The following is a 15,662-nucleotide window of genomic DNA, read 5'->3' as shown; positions in this document are numbered from 1 at the left end:
TGCAAGGCCCCGGGGCACGGGCGCAGGCGCGATCCGGGGGGAGATGCCTGGCCGCAACCCAGGGTGAAATCGTGGGCAGGCGCACCACATCACCTTGTGGCCGAGGTTGGTATTTTGGGGTTTTGCTGAAGAATGAGGCAATCGAAGGTACCTTGGTATGGCTTCTTTAACCATTCCATCGCTGTTCTCACTAAGTGCTCAAGAAAAATCATCCCTGGGGGACCGCCGGTGCAGATCAAGACCCGCCTCTTCACAGTCATTGGCAGCCTGGCGGCCGCCGCCCTGATCATTGGCGGCGTCGCGGTCTACGGCTTCCAGCGTTACCAGGCGGCGGTCGATGGCATCGAGCACAATGCGCGCACCTCGCTGCTGGCCGAACGGGCCAATGCCATGATCTTCGCGGTCGTGATGGAATCGCGCGGCATCTACATGTCGGCGGACAAGGATGTGCTGGAGCGCTTCGCGCGGGCGCAGGACCAGCAGCTCGCCAAGTTCAGCGCGACCATCGCGGAATGGGCGGCCCTGCTGCCGCCGGCCGAGGAGACAAGCAAGCGGCGCCTGCTGGAGCAGGCCGACGCCTTCGTGCGCCTGCGCAACGACCTGGCCAGAGCCGGCCGCGCGGAAGGCAATGCCGCGGCGCGGGTGATCGGCGACAATGACGCCAACCGGACGACCCGGCAGCGGCTCAACACCGAAATGGCGGCGCTCGCCGAGGCCAACAGCCGGCGTGTGGTGGCCCTGTCGCATGAGATCGAAACGGCCAAGGCGAGCCTCACCTGGCTGATCGTCGCAACCATCGGCCTGGCCCTGCTGGCTGGCCTCGTTGCGCTCTGGACCATCCTCCGCGGGATCACCCAGCCCCTGTCGCGGCTGACCGCTTCGGTCGGCGCGGTGGCCGAGGGCCGGACCGAAGCCACGGTCAGCGACACCGAGCGCAGGGACGAGATCGGCGCGCTGGCGCGCTCGGTTCTGGTGTTTCGCGACAATGCCATCGAGGTCGAGCGATTGAAGGCGGCCGATGCCGCCCATGCCGAGGCGAACCGGGCGGAGCGGGCGCGCGACATGGCCGTTCTCGCCGATGAATTCGCCGCCACCGTCCAGTCGGTGGTGACCACCGTCGCCGGTTCGGCGGACGAGATCGTCGGCAATTCGGCCCGGGTCGGCGACGTCGCGAGCAATGTCGCCGAACTCGGCCAGGCGCTGGCCGCGACCTCGGCGGGGGCGACCGGCAGTGTCGAAAGCGCTGCCGGATCGGCACAGGAACTGGCCTCGTCGATTGGCGAGATCTCGAGCCGCACCGCTCAGGCGCAGCAGATCGCGGCATCCGCCGTCGATCAGGCGACCCGCACCGGCGAGATCGTCGGCACGCTCGCGGTGTCGACCCAGAAGATCGGCGATGTGGTGAACCTGATCAACGCGATCGCCGCCCAGACCAATCTCTTGGCGCTCAACGCGACGATCGAGGCGGCACGCGCCGGCGAGGCGGGCAAGGGTTTCGCGGTGGTTGCCTCGGAGGTGAAGAGCCTGGCGTCGCAGACCTCCAAGGCAACCGAAGAGATCGCCAGTCAGATCGGCGCGGTCCAGTCGGTGACCGCCGAGGCGGTGGCGGCGATCGAGGCGATCAACAAGACGATCGGTGAAATCAGCTCGGTGTCGTCGTCGATCATGGCGGCGGTCGAGGAACAATCCGCGGTGACCCATGGCATTGCCGGTGCCGTCGCCGACGCCGCCGAAGGCACGCGCACGGTGGAGACCGATATCGGCCGCGTCACCCGGGCTGCCGACGAAACCCGCGAGGCGGCCGGCGCCATGACGGCCGCCGCGTCGAAGCTGAAGCAAGGCTCCAGCCAGCTCGACGGGGCGGTGTCAGGGTTCCTGGCGCGGATCCGCGCCGCCTGATCGTTGCCGGCGGTTCAGGCGGTCGCCAGCTTCTTGAACTTGGTCGAGCGCTTCGGGTGCCACCACTTGCCGCCGATGACGGTACCCTCGGAGACGATCTTCTTGTCGGCGATCAGGTGCTCGCCAACCACGTCGACATAGTCGAAGCGGCCTTCCTTGATGGTCAGGATGGTGGCATCGCCGACCGAGCCGGGCTTCAGGCTGCCGAGCTCGGGGCGCTTCAGCGCCATGGCGGCATTGACGGTGGAGGCCGCGATCACCCGGTCGAGCGGCATGCCCATGACCAGGAATTTCGACAAGGTGGTGACCTGGTCGAAGGCCGGGCCTTCGATGCACAGGGTGTGGACGTCGGACGAGATCACGTCCGGCTCGAAACCACCGGCCAGCATGTTGCGCGTCGTCTTGAACGAGAACGAACCCTTGCCGTGGCCGATGTCGAAAATGACGCCCTTCTTGCGCGCGGCAATGACCTCCGGCTTGATCGCGCCCTGCGCCGTGCAAGGCGCATTGGGGAAGGGCCGGAAGGCATGGGTCAGCACGTCGCCCGGACGCAGGCGGCCAATGACATGTTCATAGGACGGCGGCGGATGGTCGATATGGCACATCAAGGGCATGCCAACCTCGTTGGCGACCTGCAGCGCCAGGTCGAGCGCGCTTTCGCCATTGGTTCCGGAGGCGTGCAGGCCGACGCGCACCTTGATGCCGACGATCAGGTCGCGATTCTTGTCGGCCACCTCGACGCAGGCGATCGGGTTCATGTGCATGATTTCGCGGCTCTCGCCGACCATCACGCGCTGGTCGAAACCATAGATGCCGGCGTGGCTGACATGCAGATAGGCCAGGATGCGGACCTGGCTCTTCTCGATCACATGTTTGCGGAAACCCAGCCAGTTGCCGGGGCCCGCCGAACCGGTGTCGATGGCTGTGGTGACGCCGGAGGTGCGGCAGAAATCCTCGGCGTCGATGCCGAGCGAGGTGCCACCCCAATAGACATGGGTATGCAGGTCGATCAGCCCGGGCGTGACGATATAGCCGGAGACATCGCGGATTTCGGTCGCCGATCCCGGCTTCAGGTCCTTGGCCACCGCCGCAACCTTGCCGCCGGCAAAACCGACGTCGCGCACGCCGTCGAGCTTCTGCGAGGGGTCGATGACGCGGCCACCACGCAGGATCAGGTCGAAATTCATCAAGGCACTCCCGCTTCCTGGAACTTTAATGCCGGCGCGAACCATGCGAAGCCATGGGCTGGGCCGGCGATTGCGTAGGAGATTGCGCGCGGTCGCCCGGCTTGCGCAACCGCCAACACCGCTCGTTTCTGGAGACCTCCCATGCCGTCACGCCACTGGGGTGACTTGAAGACCACCGATTTCGATCGCCTGGATCCCCAGCGCACGGTCGCCATCCTGCCGCTCGCCGCCACCGAGCAGCATGGGCCGCATCTGCCGGTCTCCACCGATACCAGCATCATGAAGGGCATGATCGAGACCGCCTTTCCGCTGGTCGGCGCCGACGTCACCGCGCTGTTCCTGCCGATCGAGGCGGTGGCCAAGTCGAACGAGCACATCCATTCCAAGGGCACGCTGACCTTGTCGGCGGAGAGCGTGCTGCGCTCCTGGATCGAGATCGGCGAGAGCGTCAAGCGCGCCGGCATCGACAAGATCCTGCTGATGACCTCGCATGGCGGCAATCTCGATCCGATGAAGGTGGTGGCGCGCGAGTTGAGGATCCGCTGCGGCCAGCTCGCAGTGGTCTCGAGCTGGACCGCCTTCGGCCGGCCGAAGGGACTGTTCGGCGATCTCGACATCAACCACGGCATTCATGGCGGCGACGTCGAGACGTCGCTGATGCTGCATTTCCGCCCGGACCTGGTGGACATGAACGAGGCCAAGCTGTTCGAACCGGTCATGGTCGCCATGGAGAAGGAGTTCACCTATTTGCGTCCAACGGTCAGCCATGCCTTCGGCTGGATCGCCCAGGACATTCATCCCGACGGCACGGCCGGCGATGCTTCGCTGGCGACGGCCGAGAAGGGACGCCTGACGGCGGAGTTCCAGGCGGCGAATTTCGTCAAGCTGATCGACGACATGGCGCGCTTCGACATTGGCCGGTTGTGGAAGCCCAAGGGCTGAGTCGAACGATGAGTCCAGCGATGAGGCGAACCGGTTGACCCGTCGGGCCGATGCCTCGATCATCTGACGCAGGTTGTGGCTGAGGGGTAATGCGCATGCATACGATCCTGGTGATCGGGGGTGGCCTGGTGGCGCTTGCGCTGTTCGTGCTGGTCGGCCGGTTTTTCGGCGGCGATGCCAGCGGCGCGGTCGGCAACGCCGTCAAGATCTTCATTCCGGTCTGGCTGGTCGGGGCGCTGGTCAACATGTGGGTCGGCGTGTCGCGCGCCGGCTATTCGGTTGCCGAGGAAGCCCCGATCTTCGCCGTGGTCTTTGCCCTGCCGGTGCTGGCCGGCCTGTTCATCTGGTGGAAGTTTTCGTGAGCGGCCGGCCTGGCGATGCGGCGGATGTCCGGCTCCGCTTGAGATGGCTCCAGCGCACAGGTGAACCATGGTTTCGCTGACCCGTCATGCCGGCCTGATGCGCGACAAGACCTCCGAGCATCGAGGCCGCGTGGCGCCGGTCGAACTGTTCTTCGACCTGGTCTTCGTTTTTGCCATTACCCAGCTGTCGCACACCTTGCTGCACAAGCTGACCGTCCAGGGGCTGGTCGAAACCACGCTGCTGTTCTTCGCGGTGTGGTGGGTCTGGGTCTACACGACCTGGTTCACCAACTGGATCGACCCGGACCGCACACCGGTCAGGCTCGCGCTGTTCGTGCTGATGCTGGCTGGCCTGGTGATGTCGATTTCCATTCCATCGGCCTTCGGCGCCGGTGGGCTCGCCTTCGCCTGCGCCTATGTCTTCATGCAGGTCGGCCGCTCGGCATTCACGGTCTGCGCCATCGGCACGGCGAGCGAGAGCAATGCCCGCAACTTCCAGCGGATACTCGCCTGGCTCGTCCTGTCGGGCCTGTTCTGGATCGCCGGCGCCTTCGCCGAGGGCAATGCGCGGCTGGCGCTCTGGGCGATCGCCATCGGGCTCGAATATTTCTCACCCTGGGTCGGGTTCTGGGTGCCGAAGCTCGGCCGGTCGACCACCGGCGACTGGGATATCGACGGCCACCACATGGCGGAACGCTGCAGCCTGTTCGTGCTGATCGCGCTGGGTGAATCGCTGATCATCACCGGCTCGACCTTCGAGAAATCGGCGGTCACGCCGGCCACCGTGGCGGCTCTCGTCTCGGCGGTTGTCGGCACCGCCGCCATGTGGTGGGTCTATTTCGCCATCGGCGCCGAGCGCGGCACGCATCACATTGCCCATGCTGCGGATCCGGGGCGGGTGGCGCGCGTTGGCTATACCTACCTGCATATCATCATCGTCGCCGGCGTCATCATCGCGGCGGTGGCCGACGAACTGGTGCTCGGCCATCCCGGCGGGCATGTCGCCTTGCCGGCACTGCTGGCGATCGTCGGCGCGCCGGTCGTGTTCCTGCTCGGCAACGGCTATTTCAAATGGCTCAGCGCACCCTATTTCCCGCTGTCCCATCTGGCCGGCCTTGCCGTGCTCGCGGTTGTCGGCGCGACCGAGTTCCAGTTCCACCTGTCCACGCCGCTGGCGCTATCGCTCGTGACGACCGGGGTCCTGGTGCTCGTCGCCTTGTGGGAATGGCTGTCGCTGACGAGGAGCAAGGGCGCGCCACATCACATTTGATCGGCTCCGCCGCCCGCCGGGTCAGGCGGCGACCGGCTTGACGTCGACCGCGACCGCGATCTCGTGATCGCCCGAGGTCACCAGCACACCGCCATTCGGGGCGACATCGGCGAAGTCGCGGCCGGTCGCCAGCACGATATGGTCGCGGTCGACGATCAGCCCATTGGTCGGGTCGAGGCCCCACCAGCCAAGCTCCGGCCCGCACCAGACCGATACCCAGGCATGGGTCGCGTCGGCGCCTTCGAGGCGCGGCTGGCCGGGTGGCGGGTTGGTGCGCAGATAGCCGCTGACATAGGCTGCCGGGAGCCCCAGGCCACGCAGCCCCGAGATCATGATATGGGCGAAATCCTGGCAGACGCCGCGGCGCATGGCGAAGGTCGCCGCCGCCGGCGTGTCGTTTTCGGTCGCCTCGCCGTCATAGGTGAAATCGCCGTGGATGCGTTTGGCGAGGTCGAAGGCGGCGTCCAGGATCGGCCGTCCGGGCGGAAAGCTCGCGGTGGCATAGGCGCGGATCGTCGGATCGCGCGGCACATGGCGGCTGGCGAACAGGGCGTGCACGGGCGAGGCCGGCGAGATGTCGGCCGAGGCGAAAGCGGTCTCGCGCACGCGCTCCCACGGTGGATCCATGCCCGGCAGCGGCCGGCTGCGCCCGGCAATCGCCACCCGGGCGCGCGCATCGATCCTCACTTCGCTGTGCGACTGGTCGAAATTCAGGAAGATCACGTGATTGCCGAAGAAATCGGTGGTGTCGCGCCGTCGCGCCGGTTTCGGCGAGATCGACAGGTCCCAGGCGATCACCCGTTGCCCCGGGCGGTCGACCGGCACGACGCGCAAGACGTGCTGGGCCGTCGCCACCGGCGCGGCATAGACGTATTCGGCGACCTGACGGACTTCGTAGATCATTACTGAATCTCGTCCGAATCCGCGCTCATCGGCTGTTCGGCTTCGCGGTGGGTGAAATATTGTCCGGAAATTTCGTCGGAGAGATCCATCAGCCGCTGCTCGATCGCCAGCAGCTGTCTGGCGTCCAGGGTGTGGGCGTCGGCGGTCTGCAGGTCGACCAGCACCCGGGCGATGAGTTTTTCGGCGCTGTTCAGCCGGCCGTCGGAGGAGTGCAGCGGCAAGGCCTTCAGATGCTGGCTGACCCGTTCGACCTGGAAGGCCACCGATCGGGGATTGTTCGGGTCGAGCACCACCAGGTCGAGCACCGGTGCGCGCGCCGCCACCATGACGTAACGCCGGCGGTAGGTGATCTGGCTGTCGGCAAGGCTCAAGAGCACGTCGAGGCCGGCGGCTCCGGCTTTCGGATCGGCGAATTGGCGGGTGATGCGAGAGGTCGCGAGCGCGCGCTCGATGCGCTTGCCGATCGACAGGAAGCGCCAGCCGGCAAGCTGGTTCATGTTCTCCTGGGCGAGGCCGGAAAAGGCCGCGGCAATGCGCAGGCCAATATCGGCCTGATCGAAAATATCGGTGTCGGAGCCGCCGGGCGGCGGCTTCTCGGTGAGCGCGACCAGGTCGGTGATGGTCAGCCAGGCATCGGGTGAGAAGCGATCACGAATGACCGAAGCCGAACCGCGGGCCGATTGCGCCAGGGCGTTCAGGCCACCGGGCGTGCGGCCGTGCAGGACCATGCCGGCAACCGCCGCGGGATCGGTGATGATGTGGTCGCGCGGCAGCGCTTCCCAGGCGCCGAGCAGGTCGATGATGCGGCGCACCCCGTCGCCGGTCATCGACTGGCCGGCGCCGGTCTGGTCGCCAAGCGCGCGAACCAGCCGCAAGGTCGCCTCGGCCCGCTCCATGTAACGGGCGAGCCAATAGAGATTGTCGGCCGACCGGCTCGGCAGCGAGGCGCTGGAGCGGCGCAATTCGACCTTGTCGGGCGTCGGCAGCAGTGACGTCTCGTCGACCGGGCCATCGGCCAGCACGCAGACATCGGCCGAGCGTCCGTCGCGCTGCATGGTCACCGCGCGGGCGTCGATACGGTCGCCGACACGGCAGAAGCCGCCGGGCATGACGGTCCAGCGATTGTCGACCTTGGCCAGGAACAGCCGCAGGATGAACGGCCGCGGTTCCAGGTAGCCGTCGCGCCAGACCGGCATGGTCGAGAGCTTGACGACCTCCTGGGCGACGAAGTCCGAACCGCGCAGGCGGATTTCCTCGGCGAGCTTGAGCCTGGCCGCGGGCGAGAGGTCGCCGGCCAGCACCGGACCGTCATCGAGCACGCCCGGAACGGTCTGGCCGAAGGCCGGTGCGATCACGAAGCTGTCGAGATCGGCGATGACCGCGCCGCGTTCGATCGGCTGGCCGCACCACCAGGTCGCGATATGCGGCAGCTGCAGGTCGCGGCCGAGGCGGGCCCGTGCGATGGCCGGCAGGAAGGCCAGCAGCGAGCGGGCCTCGGCGACGCCGGAGCCGAGCGCATTGGCGAGCGTCACCTTGCCGGCACGCAGGGCGCCGACCAGGCCGGGCACGCCGAGCCGCGAGCGCGGATTGAGCTCGAGCGGGTCGGCGAAATCGGCATCGAGCCGGCGCCAGACCATTTCGAGCCGCTTCAGGCCGGACACGGTGCGGATATAGAGCGTGTCGTCGCGCACGGTCAGGTCGGCGCCTTCGGTCAGAAGGAAGCCGAGATAACGGGCGAGATAGGCGTGCTCGAAATAGGTCTCGTTGAGCGGGCCGGGGGTGAGCACGGCGACACGCGAGTCGGTGGTTGCGGCGAGCGCCGAGAACTGCGCGCGCAGGGCCTGGAAGAAGCCGGCGAGCCGCTCGACCGGCAGCGTGCGGTAGATTTCCGGCAGCGAGCGCGCCATGGCCAGGCGGTTTTCCAGGGCAAAACCGGCGCCTGACGGCGCCTGGGCCCGGTCGCCGAGCAGCCACCAGCGGCCATCGGGACCGCGTCCGACATCCGCGGCATAGAGCCAGAGATGCGAATCGCCGCGCGGTTTGACGCCGACCATCGGGCGCAGGAAATCTGGCGAACCGGCGAAGGCCGCGGCCGGCAGCAGGCCGTCGCGGACGAGGTCGCCGGGGCCGAACAGGTCGGCCAGGGTCTGGTCGAGCAGCTCGGCGCGTTCGGCGAGGCCGGCGGTCAGGCTGCGCCATTCATCGGGTGCGATGACGAGCGGCACATGGGCGAGCGGCCAGGTGCGCTCGGCACCGGTCTGGTCGCCATAGACCCGGTAGAACACGCCGGAATCGCGGAGATAGCGGTCGGCCGCGGCGAAGCGCCGGTCGAGCTCACGGGGGCCGAGATCGGCGAGGCTCGCCAGCACCGGCTTCCAGTGCTCGCGCGGCTCGCCATGGCCGTCGAGGATCTCGTCATAGATGCCGGGCAGCGGCTGGTAATGCGTCAGGAGCGACAGGATGCGCTCGGCCCGGGTGTCGGTGGAACGTGGTCCGCGCAAAGTCATGATCGAGGGTTCCCGCTCACGGCTCAATGAACCGGCGGGCGGCGCAAGTCGAGGGTAACAGGGAAATCGTCGGTCCGTTCCGGCTTCGGCGGGTCGACCAGGCCCGGTGTGTGGCCGTGGTCCTGGAAACGGGCGCGCCGGCGCGCTTCCGCTTCGTAGGAATTGACCGGGAAGGTCTCGTAGTTGCGGCCGCCGGGATGGGCGACGTGATAGACGCAGCCGCCGCGTGACCGCCGGCTCCAGGCATCGACGATATCGAAGGTCAGCGGCGCATGGACCGGAATGGTCGGATGCAGGCCGGAGGCCGGTTTCCAGGCCTTGAAACGCACGCCGCCGACATATTCGCCGCTGCGGCCGGTTGATGTCAGTGGCACCGGCCGGCCGTTGCAGGTGACGATATGGCGCTCGGGCTGGACGCCGGTGACCTTCACCTGCAGCCGCTCGACGGAGGAATCGACGAACCGGACGGTGCCGCCGATGGCGCCTTCCTCGCCCATGACATGCCAGGGCTCGAGCGCCTGGCGCAGCTCGAGCCTGACGCCGGCATGGTCGACCTGGCCGGCCAGGGGAAAGCGGAATTCGTACTGCGCCTCGAACCAGGCGGGATCGACGGCATAACCGGCGCGGTCGAGATCGGCGAGCACGCCGAGGAAGTCTTCCCAGACGAAATGCGGCAGCATGAAGCGGTCGTGCAGCGCCGTGCCCCAGCGCGCCAGGGACCCGTCCTGCGGCTCGCGCCAGACCCAGGCGATGATGGCGCGGATCAGCAATTGCTGGGCGAGGCTCATGCGCGGGTCCGGCGGCATTTCGAAACCGCGGAATTCGACCAGGCCGAGGCGACCGGAGGGGCTGTCGGGCGAGAACAGCTTGTCGATGCACAATTCGGTGCGATGGGTATTGCCGGTGGAATCGACCAGCAGGTTGCGGAACAGCCGGTCGACCTGCCATGGCCGGGGTGCCAAGCCCTCGCCGGGCTTCGGCACCATGCTCATGGCGATTTCGAGTTCGTAGAGCCCGTCATGGCGGGCTTCGTCGACGCGCGGGGCCTGGCTGGTCGGGCCAATGAACATGCCGGAAAACAGGTAGGACAGCGAGGGGTGGCGCTGCCAGTAGAGCACCAGGCTCTTCAGCAGGTCGGGCCGGCGCAGGAACGGGCTGTCCGACGGCCGGGCTCCGCCGACCACCACGTGATTGCCGCCGCCGGTGCCGGTGTGGCGGCCGTCGAGCATGAATTTCTCGGTGCCGAGGCGCGACAGCCGGGCTTCTTCATAAAGGCCCTGGGTGATCGTCACGCAGTCGCGCCAGGATGCCGCCGGATGGACATTGACCTCGATCACGCCGGGATCCGGGGTGACCTTCACGACATTCAGGCGCGGGTCGGCCGGTGGCGGGTAGCCCTCGACATGCACCGGCAGCCCGAGTGACCTGGCGGTCGCTTCGGTCGCGGTGATCAGCTCGAGATAGTCCTCCAGCCGCTCGGTCGGCGGCATGAAGACGCAGAGCCGGCCGTCGCGGGGCTCGACCGCGAGCGCGGTGCGCACCGAATTGTCGCCCGAGATGATCTGCTCGACCTGTTCGGCGCGATCGGCGTCGCGCTCGCGCTCGGCCGCGACCCGCTGGGTCACCTGCGCCGCGACCACCTGCGGGTCGGGCAGGGTCTCCGGCACGCTGCCCGGATCGGCGTCGATGACATAGGGGTAGGAGGTCGGCGGCACATGGGGCAGGGCGCCGAGCGGCAGGCGATAGCCGACCGGGCTGTCGCCGGGCACCAGGAACAGCTTTTCGCGCCGGAGCTTCCACTTCTCGGTCATCCAGCTCTGCTTGCTGGGTTCGGCGTTCCAGCGCTGCACCGGCAGGACGAAACCGGACGGCTTGGTCAGCCCGCGTTCGAACACCCGGGCGATGCGGGCGCGCGCCTCGGCGTCCTCGAGCTTGGAATCGAGCGCGTCGACATTGATGGGCAGGTCGCTTTCCTTGAGCACCCAATGGGCCGGATCCTCATAGGCCGGCACCGCGGCGTCGGCGTCGAGGCCGAGCCGGGTGGCGATGCCGCCGGCCAGGGCGCCGGCATCATCGATGCTGACCGGCCCGGCGCCTTGCGGCGCTTCCTTGGCGATCAGGCTGTCGTCGCTCCAGATCGGCTTGCCGTCGCCGCGCCAGTAGAGCGCGAAGGTCCAGCGCGGCAGGCTCTCGCCCGGATACCATTTGCCCTGGCCGTAGTGCAGGAAGCCGCCCGGCGCGAACAGCTCGCGCAGCCGGCGGATCAGCTCGTCGGCGCGTTCGCGCTTGGTCGGACCGACGGCGGCCGTGTTCCACTCGGCGCCCTCGTAGTCGTCGACCGAGACGAAGGTCGGCTCGCCGCCCATGGTCAGGCGCACGTCCTGGGCGTTCAGGTCGGCGTCGACCTTTTCACCAAGGGCATCGAGCCGGGTCCAGGCCTCGTCCGAGAAGGGCGCGGTGACGCGCGGCCGCTCGTTGACGCGATCGACCCGCATGTCGAAGGCGAAACTGACCTCGGCCGGCTCGACATTGCCTGAAATAGGCGCAGCCGACCGGAAATGTGGCGTGGCCGCGAGCGGGATATGGCCTTCGCCGCAGAGCAGGCCGGAGGTCGGGTCGAGGCCGATCCAGCCGGCGCCGGGGATGTAGATCTCGGTCCAGGCGTGCAGATCGGTGAAGTCCTTGTCGGTGCCTTCGGGGCCGTCGAGCGCCTTCAGGTCCGGCTTCAGCTGGATCAGGTAGCCGGAGACGAAGCGGGCGGCGAGGCCGAGGCGACGGGCGATCTGGACCAGCAGCCAGGCCGAATCCCGGCACGAACCGGAGCTGCGCTCGAGCGTCTCGTCCGGGGTCTGGACGCCGGGCTCCATGCGGATGACATAGCGGATGTCGTTCTGGAGTTTCTGGTTGAGACCGACGAGGAAGTCGATCGTCTTGGTCGGCCCGCGCGGGATGGCGGCGAGATAGCTCTCGAAATGCGCGTCCGCCGGCTCGATCACCAGATAGGGCGCCAATTCCTCGGCCAGCGCCGGCGTGTAGTCGAACGGGCAGGTCTCGGCATAGCTCTCGATGAAGAAGTCGAACGGATTGACCACGGCCATGTCGGCGATGAGGTCGACGGTCACCGAGAATTCCGTGGTTTTTTCCGGAAAGACGAAGCGCGCCAGCCAATTGCCGTGCGGATCCTGCTGCCAGTTCACGAAATGGTTCTCGGGCACCACTTTCAGCGAATAGCTCGCGATCGTCGTGCGGCTGTGCGGCGCCGGGCGCAAGCGGATGACCTGGGGACCGAGCCCGACGGGCCGATCGTAAAGGTAACGCGTGACATGGTGCAGCTGCGCGAGAATGGCCATGATACTACCGGTAATGCCTTCCGCAGGGGGCGTCAAAGCGAAGCCTAGCAAACATCGCGCCGTTCGGGCGTCCGGCCGGGGGCCAAGGGCTGCACCCTGACGCATCCACCCTCTGCCATCGGCCGGATATCTCACCGCACGGGAAGTCATTATGGTCCGCCGCGGAGACCCAAACGCCATGCCCCTGACCTTGCCGACCGCCGACGACCATGCCGACCTGCGCGAAGCCATGCGCGCGCTCTGCGCCGAATATGACGATGCCTATTGGCGCAAGGTCGATGACGAACGCGGTTATCCCGAAGCCTTTGCCGAGGCCTTGACCAAGGGCGGCTGGCTCGCGGCCCTCATCCCGGCCGAATATGGCGGCTCCGGGCTCGGCCTGACGGAGGCCTCCATCATCATGGAGGAGATCAACCGCTCGGGGGGCAATGCCGGCGCCGTGCACGGCCAGATGTACAATATGGGCACCATCCTGCGCGGCGGCTCGGCCGAGCAGAAGGCCAAATATCTGCCGCGGATCGCCTCGGGCGAGCTGCGCCTGCAGTCCATGGCGGTGACCGAGCCGACCACCGGCACCGACACCACCAAGCTGAAGACCACGGCGGTGAAGAAGGGCAATGACCGCTATGTGGTCAATGGCCAGAAGGTCTGGACCAGCCGGGTGCAGCATTCCGAACTGATGGTGCTGCTCGCCCGCACCACCCCGGTCGACCAGGTCGCCAAGAAGTCCGACGGCCTGTCGGTGTTCCTGGTCGATCTGCGCGATGCGATCGGCAAGGGCATGACGGTCCGGCCGATCCGCAACATGGTCAATCACGAAACCAACGAGGTGTTCTTCGACGACCTGGAAATTCCCGCCGAGAACCTGATCGGCGAGGAAGGCAAGGGTTTCAAGACCATCCTTTCCGGGCTCAATGCCGAACGCACCCTGATCGCCGGCGAATGTATCGGCGACGGCTACTGGTTCATCGAGCGGGCCAAGAAATACGGCACCGAGCGCATCGTCTTCGATCGCCCGATCGCCAAGAACCAGGGCGTGCAGTTTCCGATCGCGCGGGCTTACGTGAACATTCGCGCGGCCGACCTGATGCGGTTCCAGGCGGCGGCGCTGTGCGACGCAGGCGAAGCCTTCGGAGCCGAGGCCAACATGGCCAAGCTGTTGGCCGCCGACGCCTCGTTCGAAGCCGCCAATGCCTGCCTGCAAACCCATGGCGGTTTCGGCTTCGCCGCCGATTACGACGTCGAGCGCAAGTTCCGCGAGACGCGGCTCTACCAGGTCGCGCCGATCTCGACCAACCTGATCCTCGCCTATGTCGGCGAACATGTGCTGGGAATGCCACGGTCTTATTGACACCGGCTGCCGGGTTGGAGCCCTGCGGCCAAAAGCCTTGACGCGGCAGGGATTTTCCGGTCCTTCGGAGATCAACCCGATCATCGCCGGGGTGAGCCGTGCAGCTTTACCTGCCCATCGCCGAATTGCCTGTGAACATGCTCCTGATCCTGGGCATGGGGCTGGCGGTCGGGTTCATTTCCGGCATGTTCGGAGTTGGCGGCGGCTTTTTGCTGACGCCGCTGCTGATCTTCATCGGCATTCCTCCGGCCATCGCGGTGGCCAGCGTCTCCGGCCAGATCGCCGCCTCGTCGCTGTCGGGCACGCTCAGTTACTGGCGCAAGAACGCGGTCGACCCGAAGCTGGCGACCGTGCTGCTGGGCGGCAGCGTCATCGGTTCGGCCGGCGGCGTGGCGGCCTTCTCGTTCCTGCGCCGGGCCGGCCAGCTCGACCTGTTCATCGCGCTCTCCTATGTGACGCTGCTCAGCGGCATCGGCCTTCTGATGGTGGTCGAGAGCAGCCGGGCGATCGCCCGTTCGCGCTCCGGCGAGCCGCCGAAACCGGTGCCGGCCCGCGACCGGCGTGTCGCCTCCAGCTTGCCTTTCGCGATCAATTTCCCGCGCTCGCGCATCACCATCTCGGTGATTCCGGTGGTGGCGATCGGGCTCGGCATCGGCTTTCTCGGTTCGATGATGGGCATTGGCGGCGGCTTCCTGCTGGTGCCGGCGCTGATCTATCTGCTGCGCGTCTCGACCTCGGTGGTCATCGGCACCTCCAGCCTGCAGACGCTCATCACCATGCTGCTGACGGTGATCTTCCACGCCATCACCAATGCCTCGGTCGATGTCGTGCTGGCGCTGCTCCTGATGATCGGCGGGGTCATCGGCGCGCAGTTCGGCGCGCGCACCTCGCTGACCATGAAAGGCGAGGAACTGCGCCTGATGCTGGGCCTTGTGGTGCTCGCCGTCGGCATCCGCTTCTTCGTCGATCTGGTGCTCAAGCCGGATGACCCCTTTTCCAATACGATCATGGAATGGGTGGTCAGATGATCCGGCTGGTGCTGACGCTCGTCGCCTTGATCGCCGCCGTCCCGGCCGCACGGGCCGAGGCACTGATCACCTCGCTCTCGACCCATCGGTTGCAGATCACGTCCAATTTCGTCGGCTCGGAAATCGTGCTGTTCGGCTCGATCGAGCGTGACAGCCAGACCGTCGCTCGATCGGGCGGTTATGACATGGCGGTGGTGGTGCGCGGGCCGAGGGCCAAGATCATCACGCGCCGGAAGGACCGGGTGTTCGGGATCTGGATGAACACCGACGCGCGTGAATTCGTCGAGGTGCCGACCTCCTACACATTGTTGTCGAACAAGCCGGCCGAGGCGCTCGCCGATCTCGACGTGCGCCGGCGCCAGCAGATCGGCCTGCAGGGCATCGCGCTGCAGACATCGCGTCCGGGCACCAATCCGGAAGGCACCGTGACCTTTCGCGAAGCCTTCCTCAGGATCAACCAGGCGCGCGGCCTGTTTCGCGAGAACCCGACCGGCGTCACCTTCCTGACGCCGACCCTGTTCCGCGCCACCATTCCGGTGGTTTCCAACACGCCGGTCGGCGCCTTCGAGGTCGATATCTACCTGATGTCGGGCGGCGTGATCCTGGCGCGCGAGAATACCAATTTCGAAGTGACCAAGACCGGTTTCGAGGCCTTTGTCGCCAATGCCGCCCGCGACAACGGGCTGATCTATGGCATGGCGGCCGCTGCCATGGCGCTGTTCACCGGCTGGGCGGCGAGCGTCGTGTTCCGGCGCGACTGAAGCCGACCGTCCATGTCATCGAACCGTCGCATCGGCGTGCCAGTCACCTTTGCTCGCCGCTGAACGTCCTGTCGTTTCGTCGAAACGAAGAGGCGTTCATTG

Annotated in this window: 11 protein-coding genes; 7 read left to right on the top strand and 4 right to left on the bottom strand. The window is 66.9% G+C overall.

Features of this window, described 5'->3' with window-relative positions:
• Window positions 1–228 precede the first annotated feature (228 nt).
• Window positions 229–1,899 (top strand): methyl-accepting chemotaxis protein, encoded by a 1,671-nt coding sequence (locus E8M01_RS05595; protein WP_170181798.1) that lies wholly within the window; start codon window positions 229–231, stop codon window positions 1,897–1,899.
• A gap of 14 nt (window positions 1,900–1,913) precedes the next feature.
• Here E8M01_RS05595 and E8M01_RS05590 read toward each other — a convergent pair whose 3' ends face one another.
• Window positions 1,914–3,086 (bottom strand): amidohydrolase/deacetylase family metallohydrolase, encoded by a 1,173-nt coding sequence (locus E8M01_RS05590; protein WP_136959220.1) that lies wholly within the window; start codon window positions 3,084–3,086, stop codon window positions 1,914–1,916.
• A 141-nt stretch (window positions 3,087–3,227) separates the two neighbouring features.
• Between E8M01_RS05590 and E8M01_RS05585 the strand changes: the two genes are divergently transcribed.
• The 3 genes from E8M01_RS05585 (at window position 3,228) to E8M01_RS05575 (ending at window position 5,660) form a co-directional block, all read left to right on the top strand.
• Window positions 3,228–4,028, top strand: coding sequence for a creatininase family protein (locus tag E8M01_RS05585; RefSeq protein WP_136959219.1), 801 nt, complete (start codon window positions 3,228–3,230; stop codon window positions 4,026–4,028).
• 95 nt (window positions 4,029–4,123) lie between these two features.
• Entirely contained in the window at window positions 4,124–4,390 is a 267-nt protein-coding gene (locus tag E8M01_RS05580) for a hypothetical protein (protein ID WP_136959218.1), read from the top strand.
• A 67-nt stretch (window positions 4,391–4,457) separates the two neighbouring features.
• On the top strand, window positions 4,458–5,660 hold the full coding sequence (locus E8M01_RS05575; RefSeq protein ID WP_136959217.1) for a low temperature requirement protein A: 1,203 nt from the start codon (window positions 4,458–4,460) through the stop codon (window positions 5,658–5,660).
• A 21-nt stretch (window positions 5,661–5,681) separates the two neighbouring features.
• On the opposite strand, the gene E8M01_RS05570 is transcribed toward E8M01_RS05575, so the two are convergent.
• The 3 genes from E8M01_RS05570 to E8M01_RS05560 are packed head-to-tail and all read right to left on the bottom strand — an operon-like array spanning window position 5,682 to window position 12,420.
• A complete protein-coding gene (locus E8M01_RS05570; RefSeq protein WP_136959216.1) occupies window positions 5,682–6,563 on the bottom strand; it encodes a transglutaminase family protein in 882 nt (293 codons plus the stop codon).
• Complete coding sequence (locus E8M01_RS05565) at window positions 6,563–9,070, bottom strand: circularly permuted type 2 ATP-grasp protein (RefSeq protein ID WP_136959215.1); 2,508 nt, start codon at window positions 9,068–9,070, stop codon at window positions 6,563–6,565. The genes E8M01_RS05570 and E8M01_RS05565 overlap by 1 nt, the downstream gene beginning before the upstream one ends.
• A 23-nt stretch (window positions 9,071–9,093) precedes the next feature.
• On the bottom strand, window positions 9,094–12,420 hold the full coding sequence (locus E8M01_RS05560; protein WP_136959214.1) for a transglutaminase family protein: 3,327 nt from the start codon (window positions 12,418–12,420) through the stop codon (window positions 9,094–9,096).
• Between the two features lie 178 nt (window positions 12,421–12,598).
• Here E8M01_RS05560 and E8M01_RS05555 point away from each other — a divergent pair, with 178 nt between their 5' ends.
• The 3 genes from E8M01_RS05555 (at window position 12,599) to E8M01_RS05545 (ending at window position 15,560) form a co-directional block, all read left to right on the top strand.
• Window positions 12,599–13,771, top strand: a complete 1,173-nt coding sequence (locus E8M01_RS05555) for an acyl-CoA dehydrogenase family protein (RefSeq protein ID WP_136959213.1) — start codon at window positions 12,599–12,601, stop codon at window positions 13,769–13,771.
• Between the two features lie 98 nt (window positions 13,772–13,869).
• Window positions 13,870–14,799 (top strand): sulfite exporter TauE/SafE family protein, encoded by a 930-nt coding sequence (locus tag E8M01_RS05550; protein ID WP_136959212.1) that lies wholly within the window; start codon window positions 13,870–13,872, stop codon window positions 14,797–14,799.
• Window positions 14,784–15,560, top strand: a complete 777-nt coding sequence (locus E8M01_RS05545) for a TIGR02186 family protein (RefSeq protein ID WP_246088606.1) — start codon at window positions 14,784–14,786, stop codon at window positions 15,558–15,560. The genes E8M01_RS05550 and E8M01_RS05545 overlap by 16 nt, the downstream gene beginning before the upstream one ends.
• Window positions 15,561–15,662 lie beyond the last annotated feature (102 nt).

This window comes from Phreatobacter stygius (genome assembly GCF_005144885.1).
Classification (GTDB): Bacteria; Pseudomonadota; Alphaproteobacteria; order Rhizobiales; family Phreatobacteraceae; genus Phreatobacter; species Phreatobacter stygius.
This window is presented reverse-complemented; position numbering and strand designations above follow the sequence as displayed.

Coding starts and splice junctions, on each gene's coding strand:
- E8M01_RS05570 (WP_136959216.1), bottom strand. CDS start 6,563: ATGATCTACGAAGTCCGTCAGGTCGCCGAATACGTCTATGCCGCGCCG.
- E8M01_RS05545 (WP_246088606.1), top strand. CDS start 14,784: ATGGGTGGTCAGATGATCCGGCTGGTGCTGACGCTCGTCGCCTTGATC.
- E8M01_RS05560 (WP_136959214.1), bottom strand. CDS start 12,420: ATGGCCATTCTCGCGCAGCTGCACCATGTCACGCGTTACCTTTACGAT.
- E8M01_RS05580 (WP_136959218.1), top strand. CDS start 4,124: ATGCATACGATCCTGGTGATCGGGGGTGGCCTGGTGGCGCTTGCGCTG.
- E8M01_RS05590 (WP_136959220.1), bottom strand. CDS start 3,086: ATGAATTTCGACCTGATCCTGCGTGGTGGCCGCGTCATCGACCCCTCG.
- E8M01_RS05585 (WP_136959219.1), top strand. CDS start 3,228: ATGCCGTCACGCCACTGGGGTGACTTGAAGACCACCGATTTCGATCGC.
- E8M01_RS05575 (WP_136959217.1), top strand. CDS start 4,458: ATGGTTTCGCTGACCCGTCATGCCGGCCTGATGCGCGACAAGACCTCC.
- E8M01_RS05565 (WP_136959215.1), bottom strand. CDS start 9,070: ATGACTTTGCGCGGACCACGTTCCACCGACACCCGGGCCGAGCGCATC.
- E8M01_RS05555 (WP_136959213.1), top strand. CDS start 12,599: ATGCCCCTGACCTTGCCGACCGCCGACGACCATGCCGACCTGCGCGAA.